Raw genomic sequence first — 19,736 nt, forward strand, 5'->3', positions numbered from 1 at the left:
CTTGCGACCCTATGCGCGGCTCAGGTTTCGCCGGCTTCCCACAGACCCGGCAACGGATTCGACGCATCGGGTGCGGCGAGGCCGAAGTGCCGGTACGTCAGCAGCGTCGCGACGCGCCCGCGCGGGGTGCGCTGCAGGAAGCCTTGCTGGATCAGATACGGCTCGAGCACGTCCTCGATCGTGTCGCGCTCTTCACCGATCGCGGCCGCGAGGTTATCGACGCCCACCGGGCCACCGTTGAATTTGTGCAGGATCGCTTCGAGCAGCTTGCGGTCCATCAGGTCGAAGCCGACCGGGTCGACGTCGAGCATCACCAGTGCGTCATCCGCCACCTTCGCCGTGATGTTGCCGTCGGCCTTCACTTCGGCGAAGTCGCGCACGCGCCGCAGCAGGCGGTTCGCGATACGCGGCGTGCCGCGCGCACGTTTCGCGATCTCGAAGGCGCCGTCCGGATGGATCTGCGCGTTGAGCAGCGAAGCCGAGCGCGTGACGATGCGTGCGAGTTGTTCGGCGGTATAGAACTCGAGACGCGCGACGATCCCGAAGCGGTCGCGCAACGGGTTGGTCAGCATGCCGGCGCGGGTAGTCGCGCCGACCAGTGTGAACGGCTGCAGATCCAGCTTCACGCTGCGCGCGGCCGGACCTTCGCCGATCATGATGTCGATCTGGTAGTCCTCGAGTGCCGGGTACAGGATCTCCTCGACGACCGGCGAGAGCCGGTGGATTTCGTCGATGAACAGCACGTCGTTGGCTTCGAGATTGGTCAGCAGCGCGGCGAGGTCGCCTGCGCGTTCGAGCACGGGCCCGGAGGTTTGCCGCAGGTTCACGCCCATTTCCCGCGCGATGATGTGCGCGAGCGTGGTCTTGCCGAGGCCAGGCGGCCCGAACAGCAGCACATGATCCAGCGATTCCGAGCGGCGCCGGGCTGCTTCGATGAAGATTTCAAGCTGACCGCGCACCTTTTCCTGCCCGATGTACTCGTCGAGCTGCTTCGGACGCAGCGCACGCTCGAACGCCTCCTCGTTCGGCGACACGGGCGTGGCGGCGATGATGCGTTCGGCGGCGAGTTTGTCGGTTTCAATCATGGTGGGGATTGTACCGCGCGCCGCGCTATCGCAAACCCGGCCAACCCGCTAACCAGGCCAACACGGTCGATCGGTCAGGGTGTGGGCCGCGCGGCGGCATGTGGAGCTCTATCCACGGCACGCGGCGAAGCCGGATGTCAGACTTTCGAGAGCGCCTTCAGCGCCAGTTTGATGCCGTCGGAAACCCCGGTACCGGCCGGCACGTTCTTGATTGCGGCCAGCGCTTCTTTCTCGGAGTAACCCAATGACAGCAGTGCATTCAGGATATCGGGTGCATGGCCCGAAGCCGATGCTGCACTCGCCATCGCGCCCAGATCCGCACCGAGCTTGCCCTTCAGTTCGAGCAGCAGGCGCTCGGCGGTCTTCTTGCCGATTCCCGGTACGCGTGTCAGACGCGCGGCGTCCTGCAGCGTGACGGTTTGCGACAGCTCGTGCACGCTCATGCCCGACAGCACGGCCAGCGCCATGCGCGCACCGATGCCGCTGATCTTCAGCAGTTCGCGAAACGTGGTGCGTTCTTGCAGGGTCGCGAAACCGTACAGCAGATGCGCGTCCTCACGGACGATCAACTGGGTCAGCAGAACCACGCGCTCGCCGGTGGAAGGCAGGTTGTAGAACGTGCTCATCGGCACGTCGATTTCGTAGCCGACGCCGTTGCAATCGACCAGCAGGTGAGGCGGATTTTTTTCCAGCAGGACGCCGGCAATGCGACCGATCATGGCGGGTTCAACCGATTGAGAAAGCGCGAGTGTAGCGCAGCGCGCAGGTTAGCCGACAAGGCGCCCGCGCCGCACGCGCAGGCCTTTTTTGGCAAGCGCCGGCGCGAGGCCGCCCAGCGTGCTCAACGTGTTGCCACTGTGAGCGTGGCAGATCGCCATGCCGAGCGCGTCGGCGGCGTCGGTGCCCGGCAGGCCCGACAGGTTCAGCAGGCGCACGACCATGTGCTGCATCTGTTCCTTCGTTGCGCGGCCGTAGCCGACCACCGCTTGCTTCAACTGCAGGGCGGTGTACTCGGCCACCGGCACGCCGCCCGCGACGAGCCCGCAGATCGCCGCGCCGCGCGCCTGGCCGAGCAACAAGGTGGACTGCGGATTGACGTTCACGAAGACTTTTTCGATTGCGGATTGATCGGGCGCGTGCTGGCGGATCAATGTCGAGATGCCCTCGAAGATCGTGCCGAGGCGCGACGGCAGGTCCGCGTCCGACGTCTTGATGACGCCGCTCGCGACATACGCAAGCTGATGGCCGGACTGGTCGATGACGCCGAAGCCGGTCACGCGCAAACCTGGATCGATGCCGAGAATTCTCATGAAATGCGCTGGGAAAGGACTGCTTGCGATACTACAACGAATCGCATGAAAAACGGCCGGCGGGGCGTGCAGCCCGGCCGGCCGTGTTCATCGTGCCATTCGCGCAGGGTAGGTGGCTACCCGTGCATGGACGTGGGAAACCCGGTTACGTGCTCAGTGATGTCGTCAATGACGGAAATGCCGCACACCCGTCAAAACCATCGCGATGCCGTGTTCATCGGCGGCGGCGATCACTTCGTCGTCGCGCATCGAACCACCCGGCTGGATCACGCAGGTCGCGCCTGCGTTGACCACGACGTCGAGGCCGTCGCGGAACGGGAAGAACGCATCCGACGCCACCGCCGAACCGCCCAGCGACAACCCCGCGTTCTGCGCCTTGATGCTAGCAATCCGAGCCGAATCGACACGACTCATCTGGCCGGCGCCGACGCCGAGCGTCATGCCATTGCCGCAGAACACGATCGCGTTCGACTTCACGTACTTCGCCACGCGCCAGGCGAACAGCAGATCGTCCGTTTCCTTCGGAGTAGGCTGGCGCTTCGTGACCACGCGCAGTTCGTCCGGTTGCACGTTGCGCGCATCGAGCGATTGCACGAGCAGGCCGCCGCCCACACGCTTCAGGTCGAACGCATTGTGACCGTCGCCGAGTGCGATTTCGAGCAGGCGGACGTTCTGCTTCGCGGCGAACACCTGCTTTGCCGCAGCGCTGAAAGCGGGCGCGATCAGCACTTCGACAAACTGCTTCGCCACGGCTTGCGCAGCCGCTTCGTCGACTTCGCGATTGAACGCGATGATCCCGCCGAACGCCGAAGTCGGGTCCGTCTGCAGCGCCTTCAGATACGCTTCGTGCGCACCTGCGGCGACTGCGACACCGCACGGATTCGCATGCTTGACGATCACGCAGGCGGGCACGTCGAACGTCTTCACGCATTCCCATGCTGCGTCGGAATCGGCGATGTTGTTGTACGACAGTTCCTTGCCCTGCAACTGGTGGTAGTTAGCAAGCGCGCCCGCCGGTGCTGCGAGGTCGCGGTAGAACGCCGCACCCTGATGCGGGTTTTCGCCGTAGCGCAGGTCCTGCACCTTGTCGAACGCGAGGTTCAGCGTAGCCGGGTACGCGTTGCGCGACTTGTGTTGCAGTTCGTCGGTGAGGCTTGTCAGGTAGTTCGTGATCGCGCCGTCGTACTGCGCGGTGTGCGCGAATACTTTCGTGGCGAGCCGGAAGTTGGTCGCATAGCTCACCGCGTTCGCGTTCGCGCGCATTTCGTCGAGTACCTTCGCGTAGTCGACCGGATCGACCACGACCGTCACGTCGCGATGATTCTTCGCAGCCGAGCGCAGCATGGTCGGCCCACCGATATCGATGTTCTCGATCGCGTCTTCCAGCAAGCACTCTTCCTTCGACACCGTTTGCACGAACGGGTACAGGTTCACGACGAGCAGGTCGATGGTAGGGATGCCGTGCTTGTCGAGCGCCGCCATGTGCTCGGGCAGATCGCGGCGCGCGAGGATGCCGCCGTGCACCTTCGGGTGCAGCGTCTTCACGCGACCGTCGAGCATTTCCGGGAATCCTGTGTAGTCGGCGACTTCAGTGACCGCGAGGCCCGCATCCGCGAGCAGTTTTGCCGTGCCGCCTGTCGACAGGAGCTTGACGCCGAGAGCGGACAGCGACTTCGCGAAGTCGACGATGCCGGACTTGTCGGAAACGGAGATGAGCGCTTGCTTGATCATGGTGGGGACGGGGAGCCGAAAAGGGACGAGGCGGGGCGCGCGACGCTACAGCAGGCCGTGCTGTTGCAGCTTCTTGCGCAGCGTATTGCGGTTGATGCCGAGATACTCGGCGGCGAGCGACTGGTTGCCGCCCGCCTGCTGGAGTACTACCTCGAGCATCGGTTTTTCGACGCACGCCATCACCATTTCATAGACGTCGTGCGGATTGGAGCCGTCGAGATCCTGGAAGTACATCCCCAGGCTATCGCGGACGCATTGTTCGATGTTGTGCTTGCTCATGCTGCCAGTCGGTCGGTATGGTCCGGCTCGCCGTCGTTGTTCACGTCGTCGTCGACGTACACGAGGCGCTCGGAAAGCGCGCTCTGTGCGTCGAAAAATTCGTTGACGGCGAGCAGTTGTTCGCGCGTCGTGTCCAGCGTATTCATGCGATGCCGGAACACGTTGGCGCCAGAAAGGCCGCGAGTGTACCAGCCGATGTGCTTGCGCGCAGTACGGACACCGGTGAATTCACCGTAAAACGCGTAGTGATCTTCAAGATGCTCGTTCATGATCTGCTGGATTTCGACCACGCGCGGCGCCGGCAACAGCTCGCCGGTACGCAGGTAATGCTCGATTTCGCGGAATAGCCACGGGCGCCCCTGGGCCGCGCGGCCGATCATGATTGCATCCGCGCCGGTGGCGGCCAGCACGGCCTGCGCTTTCTGCGGCGTCGAGATATCGCCGTTCGCCACCACGGGGATGTGCGCCGCGGCCTTGACGGCGGCGATCGTGTCGTATTCAGCATCGCCGCGATAGAGGTCGGCGCGCGTGCGGCCGTGCACCGTGAGCATCGAAATGCCGGCTTCTTCGGCGATGCGCGCGATTGTCAGCGCGTTGCGGTTGTCGCGATCCCAGCCAGTGCGGATTTTCAGCGTGACCGGCACGGCATCTGGGCCGATGCCCACGGCGTCGACCACCGCGGACACGATGCGCTGCACGAGCGGTTCGTTCTGCAGCAGCGCGGAGCCAGCGGCGACGTTGCACACCTTCTTCGCGGGGCAGCCCATGTTGATGTCGATGATCTGCGCGCCGTTCGCAACGTTGTAACGGGCCGCTTCGGCCATCATGGCCGGATCGGCCCCCGCGATCTGCACTGCGATCGGCTCGACCTCGCCGGCGTGATTCGCGCGGCGCATGGTTTTCTCGCTCTTCCACAGCTGCGCATTCGACGCGACCATCTCCGACACCGCATAGCCCGCGCCCAGCCGCTTGCAGAGCTGGCGGAACGGCCGGTCCGTCACGCCGGCCATCGGGGCGACGAACAGGTTGTTGCGCAGATTGTGGGAGCCGAGAGTAGGCATCGGGCGAGTCGAAAAAAAGGAGCGCAAAAGCCGTCCGCTGCGCGGACGAATTGACAATTTGCGAGGGAAAACCGCCATTTTACCGTTAACGGATTCCTGGCAAACCCCTTGAGTCTGCTGTAACCCATTAAATCTTCTATGAAAGTGCCCGCGCTCATAGACCAACATGCGGACCCGGATGCGTGGGCTATGAGCGCTCGTGCGTTCAGCGGCGCTGGCCAAACATCATCTGGCGGGCGAGGGCGGTCTTTACTGGCGGCGCAAATTCAAGCGCGGTGAGCGCGAGGCCGCGCAGTGTGGCGAACGGTGCGAAATCGACGGTAAAGACGCGGGCGAGCGTGTCGGTGGCGCGGATCGTGAGGCGCCGGTCGAGCGCGCGACGCTGCGCGAAGGTGGCGAGCGCGAGCGGCGTTGCGCCGTGCAGCGACAAGGCATCCGCGAGCGCGTGCGCATCGCGCAGACCGAGATTCAACCCCTGGCCCGCCACCGGATGCAGCGTCTGCGCCGCATTGCCCACCGCGACGATGCGGCCCTTGACGAGCGTATCGACTGCATTGAGTCCGAGCGGAAACGAAGCACGGCCGGTGATTTGCGTGAAACGTCCCATGCGGTTGCCGAATGCCGTGCCGAGTTCGCGTAGAAACGCGTCGTCGGGCAACTGTGCGCGGCGTGCGGCGAGTTCGGGCGCACAGCACCAGACGAGCGCGAACTCCGCGCCGCGCGCACCGCCGATCGGCAGTAGCGCGATCGGCCCTTCCGGTGTGAAGCGTTCCCACGCGACGTGCCGTTGCGGAGCCGAGACGCTGACAGTCCCGACGAGTGCCGTTTGTCCGTAGTCGCGTGAACTGCCGCTGTCGGCGTCGCGTGCTCCTTGTTCGTGAAACAAGCCACCTTCGGCATTCACGAGGATGCGGGTGCGCAAGTTGCGTGAGCCGTGCGCGCCGGTGATGGGCAGCGTTACGCCATCGTCTTCCTGCACCGGCGTTTGCGCGGCGGTGGACGTGAGCCAGTGCACTGCGGTCGGCCGGACCGCATCGGCGAGCGCGCCGACAATCGAGCCGTAGCGCAGCACATAACCGAGCGCGGGCAGACCGTGTTCCTTGTGATCGATCAGCGTGCGCCCGAAGTGACCGCGCTGCGATACGTGAATGCGCTGGATCGCGGTTGCATCGTCGGGCCAGCGCAGCGGCTCGAGAATCATCCGGCTGCCGTGCGAGACGGCAATCGCGCGCGGATCGGAGCGCGCGTGTTCCGGTTCGCGCGCATCGATGAGCGCCACCGACAACGCCTGTGTCGCGCTACGCCGCGACAGCCAGCCCGCGAGCGCGAGACCGACCGGACCGGCGCCGACGATCGTCACGTCGTAATCGAATGGGGTGCTGGCCGTGGCGGAAGAGGGGGCTGCGGACACTTCGCTCATGGCTGCTGGTGGTTAGCACCCGCCGCTGCGCGCGCTTCCTGCATCAGCGCTTCGATTTCATCGGCGGTGACGGGGACGTCGCGCGTGAGCAGCTCGCAGCCGTCGGCGGTAACGACTGCGTCGTCTTCGATGCGGATGCCGATGTTCCAGTATTGCTCGGGGACATCGTCGGCGGGGCGGATGTAGAGACCGGGTTCGATGGTCAGTGCCATCGACGGCTGCAGGGTGCGCCATGGCAGCGCACCCTGTTCATCGCGTTCGGCGCCGCGCTCGCGATAGTCGCCGCAATCGTGCACGTCCATGCCGATCCAGTGGCTGGTGCGGTGCATGTAGAAGCGTGCGTATGCGCGTTCGGTAATCACGTCATCAACGGATGCATAGCGCTGACGATCGACGATGCCCGTATCGAGCAACCCTTGCGCGAGCACCCGCACAGCCGCCTGATGGGGCGCATCGAAGGTGACGCCGGGACGGGTCGCGGCGACGGCAGCCTGCTGCGCGGCGAGCACGATGTCGTACAGCTCGCGCTGCGCGGGCGAGAACCGGCCGCTCGCGGGGAACGTGCGCGTGATGTCCGACGCATAGCCGTCGAGTTCGCACGCGGCGTCGATCAGGATCAGGTCGCCGTCCCGCGCGATCGTGTTGCCCGCGGCGTAATGCAGCACGCACGCATTCGCACCGGCCGCGACGATTGAACCGTACGCCGGCGCCTGTGCGCCATAGCGGCGGAATGTATAAAGCAGTTCGGCTTCGAGTTCGTATTCGTGCACACCGGGGCGGCATACCGCCATCGCGCGGCGATGCGCGAGCGCGGAGATCTGCCCGGCGCGACGCATGATCGCGAGTTCGTGGGTGTCCTTGAAGAGCCGCATGTCGTCGAGCAGCGGCAGCAGGTCGTGTGCGCTCACCGGTGCGGCGGTTCCGCTGCGGCTCTGCGCGCGCACCGTGTCGAGCCAGCCGCGTACCTTCGTGTCGAGTTCCGCCGAGGCGCCGAGTGCGTAGTGCAGCGCGGGTTTGTCGGCGAGGATGCGGGGCAGTTCGGTATCGATGTCGTCGATGGCGAATGCTGCGTCGAAGCCGAAAGTTTCGCGTGCGCCTTCCGGGCCGAAGCGGAAACCTTCCCAGATTTCTCGTTCGACATTTTTTGCGCGGCAGAACAGGATCGCCGCCGGTTCGCCCGGCTGTGCGCTTGCGTCGAGGACGAGTGTCGCCTGGGGTTCGGTGAAGCCGGTCAGGTAATAGAAGTAGCTGTCGTGGCGGTACGGGTATTCCGCGTCGCGGTTGCGGATCGCCTCGGGTGCGGTTGGCACGAGGGCCACGCCGCCGCCTTGTGCGCGTAGTGCGGCGAGGACGCGTTCGCGGCGGGCGCGGTAGAGGTCGATGGCCGGGGGCGCGGCGGGCGTCGGGTCGCCCTGGAGTTCGGTGAGCTTGTTCATCGTGCGATTGTAGCGCTCTATGCGCTGGTCGTTCAGGGGCTGCCGGGCGCTGGCGGCGGTGCCTGTTGCCGCCGCGCGGCTAGTCGTGCTTTTGCCTGGGACGGGGGCTTTGTTTTGGCGCCTCGCCACTGGTTCTTGTTTGCCTCTGCCGGCGGCTTTTCGTTAGCGCTTCGCGGCGGGTTCTTGTTTGCCTGGGCAGGCGGCTCTCCGTTAGCGCCTCGCGGCGCGGGCGTTGCCCCTGTGCGGGGCGGCACCTACTTTCTTTGCGCGGCAAAGAAAGTAGGCAAAGAAAGCCGCTCGAGACGTTACCGAGTCCTTTCCGTGTGCAGCCGTCGTGGCCCGCATCTAAGTGTCGTCCTCGCATTGACGCGGCAGTGGTCCGAGACGAGATCACACCTCGCACATTCAACGACAGTGACAAGGCCATCATCCGTTCCGGCGGGCTTCGCCGCCGATGGGCATAACCCTCTCCGTCTTCGTTTGGCGCCTCGTTCCGTCTTCGACTTCAGGCTTGCTTGTTACCCTTCAACTTGCCATCTTAAATTCGTTGCCAACATCGCGGTCCGCGTGCGCCTGGAACCGTCCTTCAGCGTTCGCCTTCGGCTTTGACGTCGCGCTCTTTGGGCCGGGTTTCCGCGGTGGTCACCCAACCGCGAGCACGTAGTGCGAGCGGGGTGAATGACGGCCTTGTCACTGATGTTGGGGGTGCGAGGGATGGTCTCGTCTCGGACCACTGCCGGGTCACCGCGAGGGCGACACTTAGATGCGGGCCACTTCGGCTGCACACGGAAAGGACTCGATAACGTTTCGAGCGGCTTTCTTTGCCTACTTTCTTTGCCGCGCAAAGAAAGTAGGTGCCGCCCCGCACAGGGGCAACGCCTGCGCCGCGAGGCGCTAACGGAGAGCCGCCTGCACAGGCAAACAAGGACCAGCCGCGAGGCGCTAACGAAAATCCGCCGGAGAGGCAAACAAACCAGCCAGGAGCCACCACCCCGCCCCCGCGCAGGGCCAAACCGCAAAAAAAAACCGCCCCCTGAGCCAAAACCCCAAACCCTGTAAAATACGCCCCCATGGAAACATGGGCCCCCCACGTCACAGTCGCCGCCGTCATCGAGCGCGATGGCCGCTTCCTGCTGGTCGAGGAACATACGCCCGCTGGGCTGCGGCTCAACCAGCCGGCCGGTCACCTCGAAGCAGGTGAAACGCTCGTCGAAGCAGCAGCCCGCGAGACGCTAGAAGAATCGGCGCATCCGTTCGCGCCCGACGCACTGGTCGGCATCTACATGACGCACTTCGAGCCGACAGCAGGCAGCAGCGACAGCACAGGCACCACGTACCTGCGCTTCACATTCTGCGGGCAGGCTGCAGAAGCGCTGGATGAACGAGCACTCGATCCGGACATCGTCCGCACTCTGTGGATGACCGCCGACGAGCTCCGCGCCTGTCCCGAACGGCATCGCACGCCGCTCGTGATGCGCTGCGTCGACGACTACCTCGCGGGCCGGCGTTTTCCGCTCGATCTCGTCCACACGCACGCGGTCGCGCCCTCCGCATCAAGCAAGTCAGGCAACCCATGAGCAAGCAGAAAGTCGTAGTAGGCATGTCGGGCGGCGTCGATTCGTCGGTCACCGCGTGGCTGCTCAAGGAGCAGGGGTACGACGTCGTCGGTCTCTTCATGAAGAACTGGGAAGATGACGACGACAGCGAATACTGCTCGACCCGTGAAGACTGGATCGACGTCGTCTCCGTCGCCGACCTGATCGGCATCGACGTCGAAGCCGTAAACTTCGCCGCCGAATACAAGGACCGCGTATTCGCCGAATTCCTGCGTGAGTACTCGGCCGGCCGCACCCCGAACCCCGATGTGCTCTGCAACGCGGAAATCAAGTTCAAGGCGTTCCTCGATCACGCGATGTCGCTCGGTGCGGAAACCATCGCTACCGGCCACTATGCGCGCGTGCGCGAAATCGACGGTCGCCATGAGCTGCTTAAAGCGAAGGACCTCACGAAAGACCAGTCGTACTTCCTGCACCGTCTGAACCAGGCGCAACTGTCGCGCACGATGTTTCCGCTCGGCGAAATCCCGAAGACGAAGGTCCGCGAGATCGCCGAACAGATCGGTCTGCCGAACGCCAAGAAGAAAGACTCGACGGGCATCTGCTTCATTGGCGAGCGACCGTTCCGCGATTTCCTGAACCGCTATCTACCGACCCAGCCAGGCCCGATGAAGACCCCCGACGGCGAGCTGGTCGGCGAGCACATCGGTCTCGCGTTCTATACGTTCGGTCAGCGCAAGGGTATCGGCCTCGGCGGTAGCCGAGACGGCAGCGGCGAACCGTGGTTCGTCGCCGGCAAGGACATGGTGTCGAACACGCTGTACGTCGTGCAGGGCCACGATCATCCGTGGCTGCTGAGCCGTACGCTCGTCGCCGGCAACACGAGCTGGGTGGCAGGCCATGCGCCCGCGGAAGGCTTCGCGTGCGGTGCCAAGACGCGCTACCGCCAGGCCGACGCGGCATGCACATTCGGCGCAGCGGACGATAGCGGCCGCACCTTCGAACTGCATTTCGACGATCCGCAGTGGGCTGTCACACCGGGGCAATCCGCGGTGCTCTACGATGGCGACGTGTGCCTCGGCGGCGGCATCATCGAGCATGCAACGACGGCGCAACCTGCTGTACGCCGGCCGCAGCAAGCAGCGCTATTGACCGCGCGCTGAGCTTCAGGAAGTTTCGTGCGCGGCAGCTTAACGGCGTGCCGCGCGCATCTGCGGTACGCTGCACCTTCACAACAAAATGAGCAGTCGTTCGTCCCACCCCGCAACGGATCCCTGCCGTACCCGAACCTGACGATCCCGCCGCGGGGACTCACTGCAACGGAGCCCCCATGTTTTATCGACGCTATCTGGCCATGTGGTGCGCGGTGCTACTGGTCGTCGCCTGCGGGGCGCTTGCCTCGCTGCATCACCTGTCATGGTTCTGGATCATCGTGCCCGTGCTGCTGGTCGGGCTCGGCATTTTCGATCTGACGCAAGAGCACCACGCAATTCTGCGCAATTACCCGCTGTGGGGCCACTTCCGCTTCATGTTCGAGTTCATTCGTCCGGAGATCCGTCAGTACTTCATCGAGGACGACACCGACGAAAAACCGTTCTCGCGCGTACAGCGCAGCATCGTCTATCAACGCTCGAAGAACGAAGTCGACAGCCGTCCGTATGGCACCGAACTCGATGTGAAAGCGACCGGTCACGAATGGATCAGCCATTCGCTTGCGCCGACCAAAATCGACGGTCACGATTTTCGTATCCTGGTGGGCGGGACGCGCGAGCAGCCGTATTCGCTGTCGATCTTCAACGTGTCCGCGATGAGCTTCGGCTCGTTGTCGGCGAACGCGATCATGGCGCTGAATCTCGGCGCGAAGAAAGGCAATTTCGCGCACGACACGGGCGAAGGCTCGATGTCGAAGTATCACCGCGAGCACGGCGGCGACATCATCTGGGAAATCGCGTCGGGCTACTTCGGTTGCCGTAACGACGACGGTAGCTTCAACCCCGACAAATTCGCGAAGCAGGCGCACGAGCCGCAGGTGAAGATGATCGAGGTGAAGCTGTCGCAAGGCGCGAAGCCCGGGCACGGCGGTGTGCTGCCGGCCGCGAAGATCACGCCCGAAATCGCCGAAACGCGCGGTGTGCCGATGGGACGCGATTGCATTTCGCCCGCTACACATTCGGAGTTCTCGACACCGCGCGGGTTACTTGAATTCGTCGAGCGGCTACGGCGTCTGTCCGGCGGCAAGCCGACCGGCTTCAAGTTGTGTATCGGCCATCCGTGGGAATTTTTCGGCATCGCGAAGGCCATGCTGGAAACGGGCATCCTGCCGGACTTCATCGTTGTCGACGGCGCGGAAGGCGGCACCGGCGCGGCGCCACTCGAATTCACCGATCACATCGGCGTGCCGCTGCAGGAAGGGCTGCTGCTCGTGCACAACACGCTCGTCGGCGCGGGGTTGCGCGATCGCATCCGGATCGGCGCGAGCGGCAAGATGATCACCGCTTTCGATATCGCCAAGACGCTCGCGATCGGCGCGGACTGGGTCAACGCGGCGCGCGGCTTCATGTTCGCCGTGGGCTGCATTCAAGCGCAGACCTGTCATACGGGCCGCTGTCCGACCGGCGTCGCGACGCAAGACCCGGTGCGCCAGCGCGCGGTCGTCGTGCCCGACAAGTCGGACCGCGTGTTCAGCTTCCATCACAACACGCTGCATGCGTTGCAGGAAATCATTCAGGCAGCGGGTCTGCATCATCCGTCGGACTTGCGGGCGCATCACATCGTGCGGCGCGTGTCGTCGCATGAAGTGCGTCTGATGTCCGATCTGCTCAAGTATCTCGAGCCGAACGATCTGATCAATGGCAATTACCGGTTCTCGCTCTACGAGAAGTGGTGGCCGGTGGCGCGCAGCGATTCGTTTGCGCCGGCGCTCGAAACTGCAACGGCCTGAGCGTTAATTCGGCAACACGGGAAAATCGCCTGCGGCGTTGAGTTCGCTCTCAGGCGGTTTTCCCCGCACAGCGACGAGCGGCCGCAGCGTGACCGCAACGGTCATGCTGCGGCGACGGCTTCAATCTGACGGGAAGGTATCGATGAACGACGGGCGCTGCGCCAATTTCTGAAAGTGTTTGTCGAGATTCGGATGTGCTTCGCGCCAGTTGATCTCGGGCATCCGGAAGTCCAGATAACCCAGCGCGCAACCGAGCGCGATATCCGCCAGCGTGTAGTGATTGCCGGCGCACCACGTCTTGCTGCCGAGCCCCTGCGTCATCGCAACCAGACCTTCATCGATCTTGCGCTGCTGGCGGACGAGCCACGCATCGTCGCGACGGTCGGCAGGACGCAACACATTTTCCAGGCGGATCAGCACCGCTGCTTCGAGTATCCCGTCCGCGAGCGCCTCCCAGCAGCGCACTTCGACACGTTCCCGGCCCGACTGCGGAATCAGCTTGCCGACCGGCGACAGCGTATCGACGTACTCGCAGATCACGCGCGAATCGAACACGGCCTCGCCGTCTTCCATGATCAGGCACGGCACCTTGCCGATCGGATTGAAGGTGTGAATGGTGGTATCCGGTGCCCAGACGTTCTCGAGCACCAGCTTGTAGTCGATCTTCTTTTCGGCGAGTACGACCCGCGCCTTGCGGACAAACGGGCTCGCCAGCGAACCGATGAGTTTCATCACATCTGCCTCGTATGGAATCCGGCGAAAGTATACGTTGGATATCGGTCGTCCAGACGACGGCGGGCGATCTTCCGGAAGCGCGCCCGCCGCAGCTGTGGGCGGATTGCAACATTGCCCTGGCACGGACGGCCTGGCCAGACGGCCGGATGGCCAGGTCGCCCGGGCAAAAACAAAGCCGACACTCGGGCAAAAACCCAAACCCAGCCGATTGGCATAAACCCCATGCCAAGAGAAACCCCAGGCCGCCGGCCGGGGCTGGAATTTCGGTTAAAGTGGACACCCGTAGCCGTTGCACCAGCAAGCCGGCGGGCCTCGTCGGCAATTCACAGGAAGGTCGAGGAGGATTCAACGATGCACATCGGAGTGCCAGCCGAGACGCGCGCGCATGAAACCCGCGTCGCCGCGACGCCCGAGACCGTGAAGAAATACGTCGCGCAGGGCCATCGGGTCACGGTTCAGAGCGGTGCCGGTAACGGCGCCAGCTTTCCCGACGAAGCCTTTACCGCTGCCGGCGCCGAGATCGTCGATGTAGCCGCCGCATTCGGCGCCGATCTCGTCCTCAAGGTCCAGTCCCCCACCGAAGCCGAACTCCCGCAGCTCAAACGCGGCGCCGTACTCGTCGGCATGCTCGATCCGTTCAATGCCGACAACGCCGCGAAACTTGCTGCGGCCGGCGTGACTGCGTTCGCGCTCGAAGCCGCGCCGCGTACCACGCGTGCACAAAGCCTCGATGTGCTGTCGTCGCAGGCGAATATCGCGGGCTACAAGGCCGTGCTGCTCGCCGCAACGCTGTATCCGCGCTTCATGCCGATGCTGATGACCGCTGCCGGCACCGTGAAGGCCGCCCGCGTGCTGATCCTTGGCGCGGGTGTCGCGGGTCTGCAGGCGATCGCCACGGCGAAGCGTCTCGGCTCGGTGATCGAAGCCTCGGACGTGCGCCCGGCCGTGAAAGAGCAGATCGAATCGCTCGGCGCAAAATTCCTCGACGTGCCGTATGAAACCGACGAGGAACGTGATGCCGCGCAAGGCGTCGGCGGCTATGCGCGGCCGATGCCTGCGTCATGGCTCACGCGCCAGTCCGCACTCGTCCACGAACGCGCAAAGCAGGCCGACATCGTCATCAGCACCGCGTTGATCCCAGGGCGTCCCGCACCGACACTGATCTCCGTCGAAACCGTCCAGGCGATGAAGCCCGGCTCCGTGCTCGTCGATCTCGCGGCCGGCCGCGGCGCGGAGTACGAAGGCCGACGTGGCGGCAACTGTCCGCTCACCGAGGCGGACCAGGTCGTGACGAAGCACGGTGTGCAGATCGTCGGCTACACGAACCTGGCGTCGATGGTCGCCGCCGATGCATCCTCGCTCTACGCGCGCAACCTGCTCGATTTCCTGAAGCTGATCGTCACGAAAGAAGGCACCCTGAACATCGATCTCGCGGACGACATCGTCGCGGCCACGCTGCTGGCCCGCGACGGCGCCGTCACGCGCAAACCATAAAGAGGAGCGGCGATGGAAGTCATCAACCACACCGTGATCGACCTGATCATCTTCGTGCTGGCAATCTACGTCGGCTATCACGTCGTCTGGAACGTGACGCCGGCCCTGCACACCCCGCTGATGGCCGTGACCAACGCGATCTCGGCGATCGTGATCGTCGGTGCGATGCTGGCGGCCGGGCTTACCATCGGCGGGCCGGGCAAGTTCTTTGGCACGCTGGCGGTGCTGCTAGCAGCCGTCAACGTGTTCGGCGGCTTCCTTGTCACACGACGAATGCTCGAGATGTTCCGCAAGAAGGAACCGAAGAAGCTCGCCAGCGCGGCCAAGGAGGGTGCGTAAATGAGTATCGACGTCGTTACGCTGCTGTACCTCGTCGCATCGGTGTGTTTCATCCAGGCGCTCAAGGGGCTGTCGAATCCGAAGAGTGCGCGCGCCGGTAACGTGTTCGGCATGACCGGAATGGCGATCGCGATCCTCACCACGGTTGCGCTGATCGTCAAACAGGCCGCGGTGCTCGGCTCGAACCTCACGCTCGGGCTGTCGCTGCTGCTGGGCGCGCTGGTAGTGGGCGGAGCGATCGGCGCGTTCGTCGCCGCGCGCGTCGAGATGACGAAGATGCCGGAACTCGTCGCGGCGATGCACTCGCTGATCGGTCTTGCCGCGGTCTGTATCGCGTATGCGGTGGTCTGCGAACCGGCCGCCTTCGGGATCGGCCTCGAAGACGCCCCCTATCCTGGCTTCCTGCCGTACGGCAACCGGATCGAGCTGTTCATCGGGACGTTCGTTGGGGCGATCACGTTCAGCGGCTCGGTGATCGCGTTCGGCAAGCTGTCGGGCAAGTACAAGTTCCGCCTGTTCCAGGGCGCGCCGGTCGTCTACGCGGGGCAGCATCTGCTGAACCTGATGCTCGCGATCGCGATGGTCGGCTTCGGCGTGATCTTCTTCCTGACGCAGGCATGGTTGCCGTTCATCATCATGACGGTGATCGCGTTTGCGCTCGGGGTGCTGATCATCATCCCGATCGGCGGCGCGGACATGCCGGTGGTCGTGTCGATGCTGAACTCGTACTCGGGCTGGGCTGCGGCGGGGATCGGCTTCTCGCTGAACAACCCGATGCTGATCATCGCCGGGTCGCTGGTCGGCTCGTCGGGGGCGATCCTGTCGTACATCATGTGTCACGCGATGAACCGTTCGTTCTTCAACGTGCTGCTGGGCGGCTTCGGCGCCGAACCGGGCGCGGTGGCGGCCGGTGCGCAGGAACAGCGGCCGGTGAAGTCCGGTTCCGCCGACGACGCATCGTTCATGCTCGGCAACGCAGAAACCGTCGTGATCGTGCCGGGTTATGGACTTGCGGTGGCGCGTGCGCAGCATGCACTGAAGGAGCTCACCGACAAGCTGATCGCGAAGGGCATCGACGTGCGCTACGCGATCCATCCGGTGGCGGGGCGCATGCCGGGGCACATGAACGTGCTGCTCGCCGAAGCCGAAGTGCCGTACGACCTCGTGTTCGAGATGGAGGACATCAACAGTGAGTTCGGTCAGGTCGACGTCGTGCTCGTGCTTGGTGCGAACGACGTGGTGAATCCGGCGGCGAAGAACGACCCGAAGTCGCCGATCGCGGGCATGCCGATCATCGAGGCGTACAAGGCGCGCACGGTGATCGTCAATAAACGATCGATGGCCGCGGGTTACGCGGGCCTCGACAACGACCTGTTCTACATGGAGAAGACGATGATGGTCTTCGGCGATGCGAAGAAGGTCATCGAGGATATGGTTAAAGCGGTCGAGTAAAGCGGTAAGTGCGGCACGTCAGCGTATCACCGGCTCGTTCGGTGCGTTGATGTGCCGCAGATAATCGGCGAGGCGCCGGCCGCTCATGTCCGGAAAGGTCTCGTGCAGCGCCACGCCGCCCATACGGGCGATGTCGAAGTTGCGAAAGTCTTCGCGTAGTTCGCACCACGCGCCGACCATCCAGCGTCCACCCAGATAGATGAGCCCGAGCGGCCACACGCGCCGTTCCGTGTGCGCACCGAGCCGGTCGCGATACGGGAAGCTCACTACGTGGCGCGAATCGACCGCACGATGCAGCGCATCCACCTTCACGAAAAATTCCTGTTCGACATGAAACGACGGTGCGAATACCGCGAGGCGTTCGAGTGCTGCGCGCTTGTCGGCGGGCATTGCCGAGGCGATCTTCGCGAGCGCACTGCGCGCGCCGCCCGCAAAGCTCGCACCGCCCCATGATTCGAGTATCCGCGCGCCGGCTGCGAGCGCGGCCAGTTCTTCGGCGGTGAACGTAAGCGGCGGCAGACTGGCCGCGCGACTTAACCGATAGCCGATGCCCGCTTCGCCTTCGATCGGCACGCCCGACAGCTGCAGGTCACGGACATCGCGATAGACAGTGCGCAGCGAGATGCCGAGCCAGTCGGCGAGCTGCTGCGCCGTGGTCAGGCGGCGGCCGCGCAGCAATTCGGCGATCTGGAACAAGCGGTCGGCGCGACGCGTCATCGGAGGGACAGGAGCGAGTGAACAGTCCTCCGATGATAGCGCCACGCCGGGCCCTGCAACCAACGCTTCTTCAGGCAAGCTTCAACGAATGCAGGCCGACGCGGTTGCCTTCGGTATCGATGAAAAAGCCAACGTAGCCGAAGTTGTTCGGCAACTCGACCGCCATGCCGTCCTTCTTGCCTCCCGCGCGCTCGACGCGCTCGAGTGCTTCCCGCACCGATGGCTCCGCGTTCAGATACACGAGCACGCCATCCGAAACGGGTTTGATTTCACGCGGGTTGTAGACGATGCAGCCGCCCGTTGCGCTTTCTTCGTGGCCGAATATGGCCATCGGCACGCCGCCCATCACTTCGCGCTGAAGCTGCGTGTCGAGCGCGGCCTCATAGAAGCGCGTCGCACGATTGAAGTCGGTGGACGGGATTTCGAACCAGGCGATGACGCGGCTCGCGGCGGCTGTTGCTACTGCAGCTTCTGTTGCGGTGCTCGTTGACATGACTCTCTCCTGTGTTGACCGGAGTTAGCGCTTCAGCGCTTACTCCGATCCCATGCGACGTTGCGGGATCGCAGTGGGCCGTGGACGGTGTCGGCGACACCGCTTGGCATGGAGAGGAGTGTGCGACCGGGCTACTGCCAGCGTGCTGTCAGTAGCCTCGGTGCCATCGAGCAGAAGGTGAGCCGTGCATCGGGTGATACAGCGGCGTTCTGTGGTGCCGTTTTCAGGCCGCTGGCGTGTCGCCAGCCGGGCGTTGCCGCACGCTGCCGGCGATCAGATCGAAGCGGAACAACCGGCATTCGAGCGCACCGTTAAAGAGCGGCGTCTTGGTCGACTCGCGCAGTCGCAACTGGCCGGGCAGCTTGCGGTCGGAGGTCAGGATGAAGGCGTGCCAGCCGGTGAAGCGCTGCTTCAGCGAATCGCCGAGTGCCTTGAAAAACTCGCTGTCCGGCGGTGCGTCGGTATGGACGCGGCGAAATCCGTCGTCGTCACGGGAATCGCGGGTATCACGTGCTTCGCGCGAATCACGGTCTTCGCGCCGGTCACGCCCGGTTTCGCGGATTTCACCGCGTGGTCCACGGCCGCGCACTTCGATCCGTTCGCCATACGGCGGATTCGCGACGAGGATGCCAGGCGTCGCAATCGGCGCGCTCATGCCGCGCGCGTCGACCTGTTTGAGCACGATGCTGGGCAAGCCGGCACGCTGAAAATTCGCGCGAGCCTTGTCGAGCATGTCGCCAGAGATGTCGCTGCCGAAAATCTGCAGATCCTTGCGCGACGACGCGGCCGCCTTCTTTGCATCGAGCGCGGCGGCCTTCAGACCTTGCCACACGCTCCGGTCGTACTGGCGCAGTTTCTCGAAGCCAAAGCGGCGCTCCGAACCCGGGGCTACGTTCAGTGCCACCTGCGCCGCTTCCGCGAGGAACGTGCCGCTGCCGCACATCGGATCGTAGAGCGGCGTGCCGGGCGTCCAGCCGGTCAGACGCAGGATGCCCGCGGCGAGGTTCTCGCGCAGCGGAGCCGCGCCCTTGTCGAGCCGCCAGCCGCGTTTGAACAGCGGTTCGCCGGATGTGTCGAGGTACAGCGTGCAATCGGTGGCGGTAAGGAAAGCGAAGACGCGCACGTCGGGCGCGGCGGTATCGACGTTCGGCCGTTCGCCGCTGACTTCGCGCAGGCGGTCGCAGATGGCGTCCTTGACGCGCAGCGTCGCGAATTCGAGGCTGCGTAGCGGCGACTTGATCGCCGTCACGTCGACGCGCAGCGTTTCGTTGGCCGAGAACCACTGCTCCCAGCGCTGTTCGAGCGCGAGCGCGTAGATGTCCTGTTCGCTACGGTACGGCTGGTGCGCGAGCTTCAGCAGTACGCGGCTCGCAAGGCGCGAATGCAGGTTCGCCGCCATACCCGCGGCCCAGCCCCCGCGGAAGTGCACGCCGCCCGGCACCTGGGCGCCGGCCGTGAAAGGCGCGCCGTTCAGGTGGCGTGCGGCGATCTCGGCGAGTTCGGCGGCAAGCGCGGCTTCGAGGCCGCGCGGGCAGGGGAGGAAAAATTCGAAGGACATTGAGCGTGCCGGGAGGCGTTGAATAAGGCGCTATTGTACGCGGTCGGGGTGGGCGGGCTGGGCGCGTAGCGGGTATGCGACCCTGCCGGCGCGGCACGAGCCTGGTGCGCTTCTGCCGATATGTCAGGG

At 64.4% G+C, this 19,736-nt stretch carries 18 protein-coding genes; 6 read left to right on the top strand and 12 right to left on the bottom strand.

Translation table 11 applies throughout. The features are described from left to right. Positions 1 to 20: 20 nt before the first annotated feature. The 8 genes from ruvB to FNZ07_RS16125 form a co-directional block, all read right to left on the bottom strand. Positions 21 to 1,085 (bottom strand): Holliday junction branch migration DNA helicase RuvB, encoded by a 1,065-nt coding sequence (ruvB, locus tag FNZ07_RS16090; RefSeq protein ID WP_091009933.1) that lies wholly within the window; start codon positions 1,083 to 1,085, stop codon positions 21 to 23. A 137-nt stretch (positions 1,086 to 1,222) separates the two neighbouring features. Then, on the bottom strand, positions 1,223 to 1,804 hold the full coding sequence (gene ruvA / locus FNZ07_RS16095; protein WP_091009935.1) for a Holliday junction branch migration protein RuvA: 582 nt from the start codon (positions 1,802 to 1,804) through the stop codon (positions 1,223 to 1,225). 48 nt (positions 1,805 to 1,852) lie between these two features. After that, positions 1,853 to 2,395, bottom strand: a complete 543-nt coding sequence (gene ruvC, locus FNZ07_RS16100; RefSeq protein ID WP_091009936.1) for a crossover junction endodeoxyribonuclease RuvC — start codon at positions 2,393 to 2,395, stop codon at positions 1,853 to 1,855. Positions 2,396 to 2,560: 165 nt separating this feature from the next. Beyond that, complete coding sequence (purH, locus tag FNZ07_RS16105) at positions 2,561 to 4,126, bottom strand: bifunctional phosphoribosylaminoimidazolecarboxamide formyltransferase/IMP cyclohydrolase (protein WP_091009938.1); 1,566 nt, start codon at positions 4,124 to 4,126, stop codon at positions 2,561 to 2,563. 45 nt (positions 4,127 to 4,171) lie between these two features. Beyond that, positions 4,172 to 4,405 carry a Fis family transcriptional regulator gene (locus FNZ07_RS16110; protein WP_091009940.1) on the bottom strand — a complete coding sequence of 78 codons (234 nt, stop codon included), beginning with the start codon at positions 4,403 to 4,405 and terminating at the stop codon, positions 4,172 to 4,174. Next, on the bottom strand, positions 4,402 to 5,466 hold the full coding sequence (gene dusB / locus FNZ07_RS16115) for a tRNA dihydrouridine synthase DusB (protein ID WP_091009942.1): 1,065 nt from the start codon (positions 5,464 to 5,466) through the stop codon (positions 4,402 to 4,404). The genes FNZ07_RS16110 and dusB overlap by 4 nt, the downstream gene beginning before the upstream one ends. A 205-nt stretch (positions 5,467 to 5,671) precedes the next feature. After that, entirely contained in the window at positions 5,672 to 6,886 is a 1,215-nt protein-coding gene (locus tag FNZ07_RS16120; RefSeq protein WP_091009944.1) for a UbiH/UbiF/VisC/COQ6 family ubiquinone biosynthesis hydroxylase, read from the bottom strand. Next, positions 6,883 to 8,322, bottom strand: coding sequence for an aminopeptidase P N-terminal domain-containing protein (locus tag FNZ07_RS16125; RefSeq protein WP_091009946.1), 1,440 nt, complete (start codon positions 8,320 to 8,322; stop codon positions 6,883 to 6,885). The genes FNZ07_RS16120 and FNZ07_RS16125 overlap by 4 nt, the downstream gene beginning before the upstream one ends. Positions 8,323 to 9,392: 1,070 nt before the next feature. Here FNZ07_RS16125 and FNZ07_RS34115 point away from each other — a divergent pair. From FNZ07_RS34115 to FNZ07_RS16140, 3 genes are all read left to right on the top strand, one after another. Further along, entirely contained in the window at positions 9,393 to 9,899 is a 507-nt protein-coding gene (locus FNZ07_RS34115) for an NUDIX hydrolase (RefSeq protein WP_091009948.1), read from the top strand. Continuing rightward, complete coding sequence (gene mnmA / locus FNZ07_RS16135; protein ID WP_091009949.1) at positions 9,896 to 11,041, top strand: tRNA 2-thiouridine(34) synthase MnmA; 1,146 nt, start codon at positions 9,896 to 9,898, stop codon at positions 11,039 to 11,041. The genes FNZ07_RS34115 and mnmA overlap by 4 nt, the downstream gene beginning before the upstream one ends. 167 nt (positions 11,042 to 11,208) lie before the next feature. Continuing rightward, positions 11,209 to 12,819, top strand: a complete 1,611-nt coding sequence (locus tag FNZ07_RS16140) for an FMN-binding glutamate synthase family protein (RefSeq protein WP_091009951.1) — start codon at positions 11,209 to 11,211, stop codon at positions 12,817 to 12,819. 120 nt (positions 12,820 to 12,939) lie between these two features. Here FNZ07_RS16140 and FNZ07_RS16145 read toward each other — a convergent pair whose 3' ends face one another. Beyond that, positions 12,940 to 13,551, bottom strand: coding sequence for a glutathione S-transferase C-terminal domain-containing protein (locus tag FNZ07_RS16145; RefSeq protein ID WP_091009952.1), 612 nt, complete (start codon positions 13,549 to 13,551; stop codon positions 12,940 to 12,942). A gap of 354 nt (positions 13,552 to 13,905) precedes the next feature. Here FNZ07_RS16145 and FNZ07_RS16150 point away from each other — a divergent pair, with 354 nt between their 5' ends. The 3 genes from FNZ07_RS16150 to FNZ07_RS16160 are packed head-to-tail and all read left to right on the top strand — an operon-like array spanning position 13,906 to position 16,839. Continuing rightward, entirely contained in the window at positions 13,906 to 15,048 is a 1,143-nt protein-coding gene (locus FNZ07_RS16150) for a Re/Si-specific NAD(P)(+) transhydrogenase subunit alpha (protein WP_091009955.1), read from the top strand. 12 nt (positions 15,049 to 15,060) lie between these two features. Next, positions 15,061 to 15,387, top strand: coding sequence for an NAD(P) transhydrogenase subunit alpha part 2 (locus FNZ07_RS16155; protein WP_091009957.1), 327 nt, complete (start codon positions 15,061 to 15,063; stop codon positions 15,385 to 15,387). Continuing rightward, on the top strand, positions 15,388 to 16,839 hold the full coding sequence (locus FNZ07_RS16160) for an NAD(P)(+) transhydrogenase (Re/Si-specific) subunit beta (protein ID WP_091009959.1): 1,452 nt from the start codon (positions 15,388 to 15,390) through the stop codon (positions 16,837 to 16,839). A gap of 18 nt (positions 16,840 to 16,857) precedes the next feature. Here the strand turns inward: FNZ07_RS16160 and FNZ07_RS16165 are convergent, their stop codons facing one another. The 3 genes from FNZ07_RS16165 to FNZ07_RS16175 form a co-directional block, all read right to left on the bottom strand. Next, complete coding sequence (locus FNZ07_RS16165) at positions 16,858 to 17,556, bottom strand: helix-turn-helix transcriptional regulator (protein WP_091009961.1); 699 nt, start codon at positions 17,554 to 17,556, stop codon at positions 16,858 to 16,860. 70 nt (positions 17,557 to 17,626) lie between these two features. After that, positions 17,627 to 18,049 carry a VOC family protein gene (locus FNZ07_RS16170; RefSeq protein WP_091009962.1) on the bottom strand — a complete coding sequence of 141 codons (423 nt, stop codon included), beginning with the start codon at positions 18,047 to 18,049 and terminating at the stop codon, positions 17,627 to 17,629. A 223-nt stretch (positions 18,050 to 18,272) separates the two neighbouring features. Next, positions 18,273 to 19,607 (bottom strand): THUMP domain-containing class I SAM-dependent RNA methyltransferase, encoded by a 1,335-nt coding sequence (locus tag FNZ07_RS16175; RefSeq protein WP_091009963.1) that lies wholly within the window; start codon positions 19,605 to 19,607, stop codon positions 18,273 to 18,275. Positions 19,608 to 19,736: the final 129 nt, after the last annotated feature.

Origin of the sequence: Paraburkholderia megapolitana (genome assembly GCF_007556815.1) — a bacterium.
In the GTDB taxonomy this organism is placed as follows: domain Bacteria; phylum Pseudomonadota; class Gammaproteobacteria; order Burkholderiales; family Burkholderiaceae; genus Paraburkholderia; species Paraburkholderia megapolitana.

What these genes read in the sequence shown, in the direction of transcription:
- ruvB (WP_091009933.1), bottom strand. Translation starts at nt 1,085, where the DNA reads ATGATTGAAACCGACAAACTCGCCGCCGAACGCATCATCGCCGCCACG.
- ruvA (WP_091009935.1), bottom strand. Translation starts at nt 1,804, where the DNA reads ATGATCGGTCGCATTGCCGGCGTCCTGCTGGAAAAAAATCCGCCTCAC.
- ruvC (WP_091009936.1), bottom strand. Translation starts at nt 2,395, where the DNA reads ATGAGAATTCTCGGCATCGATCCAGGTTTGCGCGTGACCGGCTTCGGC.
- purH (WP_091009938.1), bottom strand. Translation starts at nt 4,126, where the DNA reads ATGATCAAGCAAGCGCTCATCTCCGTTTCCGACAAGTCCGGCATCGTC.
- FNZ07_RS16110 (WP_091009940.1), bottom strand. Translation starts at nt 4,405, where the DNA reads ATGAGCAAGCACAACATCGAACAATGCGTCCGCGATAGCCTGGGGATG.
- dusB (WP_091009942.1), bottom strand. Translation starts at nt 5,466, where the DNA reads ATGCCTACTCTCGGCTCCCACAATCTGCGCAACAACCTGTTCGTCGCC.
- FNZ07_RS16120 (WP_091009944.1), bottom strand. Translation starts at nt 6,886, where the DNA reads ATGAGCGAAGTGTCCGCAGCCCCCTCTTCCGCCACGGCCAGCACCCCA.
- FNZ07_RS16125 (WP_091009946.1), bottom strand. Translation starts at nt 8,322, where the DNA reads ATGAACAAGCTCACCGAACTCCAGGGCGACCCGACGCCCGCCGCGCCC.
- FNZ07_RS34115 (WP_091009948.1), top strand. Translation starts at nt 9,393, where the DNA reads ATGGAAACATGGGCCCCCCACGTCACAGTCGCCGCCGTCATCGAGCGC.
- mnmA (WP_091009949.1), top strand. Translation starts at nt 9,896, where the DNA reads ATGAGCAAGCAGAAAGTCGTAGTAGGCATGTCGGGCGGCGTCGATTCG.
- FNZ07_RS16140 (WP_091009951.1), top strand. Translation starts at nt 11,209, where the DNA reads ATGTTTTATCGACGCTATCTGGCCATGTGGTGCGCGGTGCTACTGGTC.
- FNZ07_RS16145 (WP_091009952.1), bottom strand. Translation starts at nt 13,551, where the DNA reads ATGAAACTCATCGGTTCGCTGGCGAGCCCGTTTGTCCGCAAGGCGCGG.
- FNZ07_RS16150 (WP_091009955.1), top strand. Translation starts at nt 13,906, where the DNA reads ATGCACATCGGAGTGCCAGCCGAGACGCGCGCGCATGAAACCCGCGTC.
- FNZ07_RS16155 (WP_091009957.1), top strand. Translation starts at nt 15,061, where the DNA reads ATGGAAGTCATCAACCACACCGTGATCGACCTGATCATCTTCGTGCTG.
- FNZ07_RS16160 (WP_091009959.1), top strand. Translation starts at nt 15,388, where the DNA reads ATGAGTATCGACGTCGTTACGCTGCTGTACCTCGTCGCATCGGTGTGT.
- FNZ07_RS16165 (WP_091009961.1), bottom strand. Translation starts at nt 17,556, where the DNA reads ATGACGCGTCGCGCCGACCGCTTGTTCCAGATCGCCGAATTGCTGCGC.
- FNZ07_RS16170 (WP_091009962.1), bottom strand. Translation starts at nt 18,049, where the DNA reads ATGTCAACGAGCACCGCAACAGAAGCTGCAGTAGCAACAGCCGCCGCG.
- FNZ07_RS16175 (WP_091009963.1), bottom strand. Translation starts at nt 19,607, where the DNA reads ATGTCCTTCGAATTTTTCCTCCCCTGCCCGCGCGGCCTCGAAGCCGCG.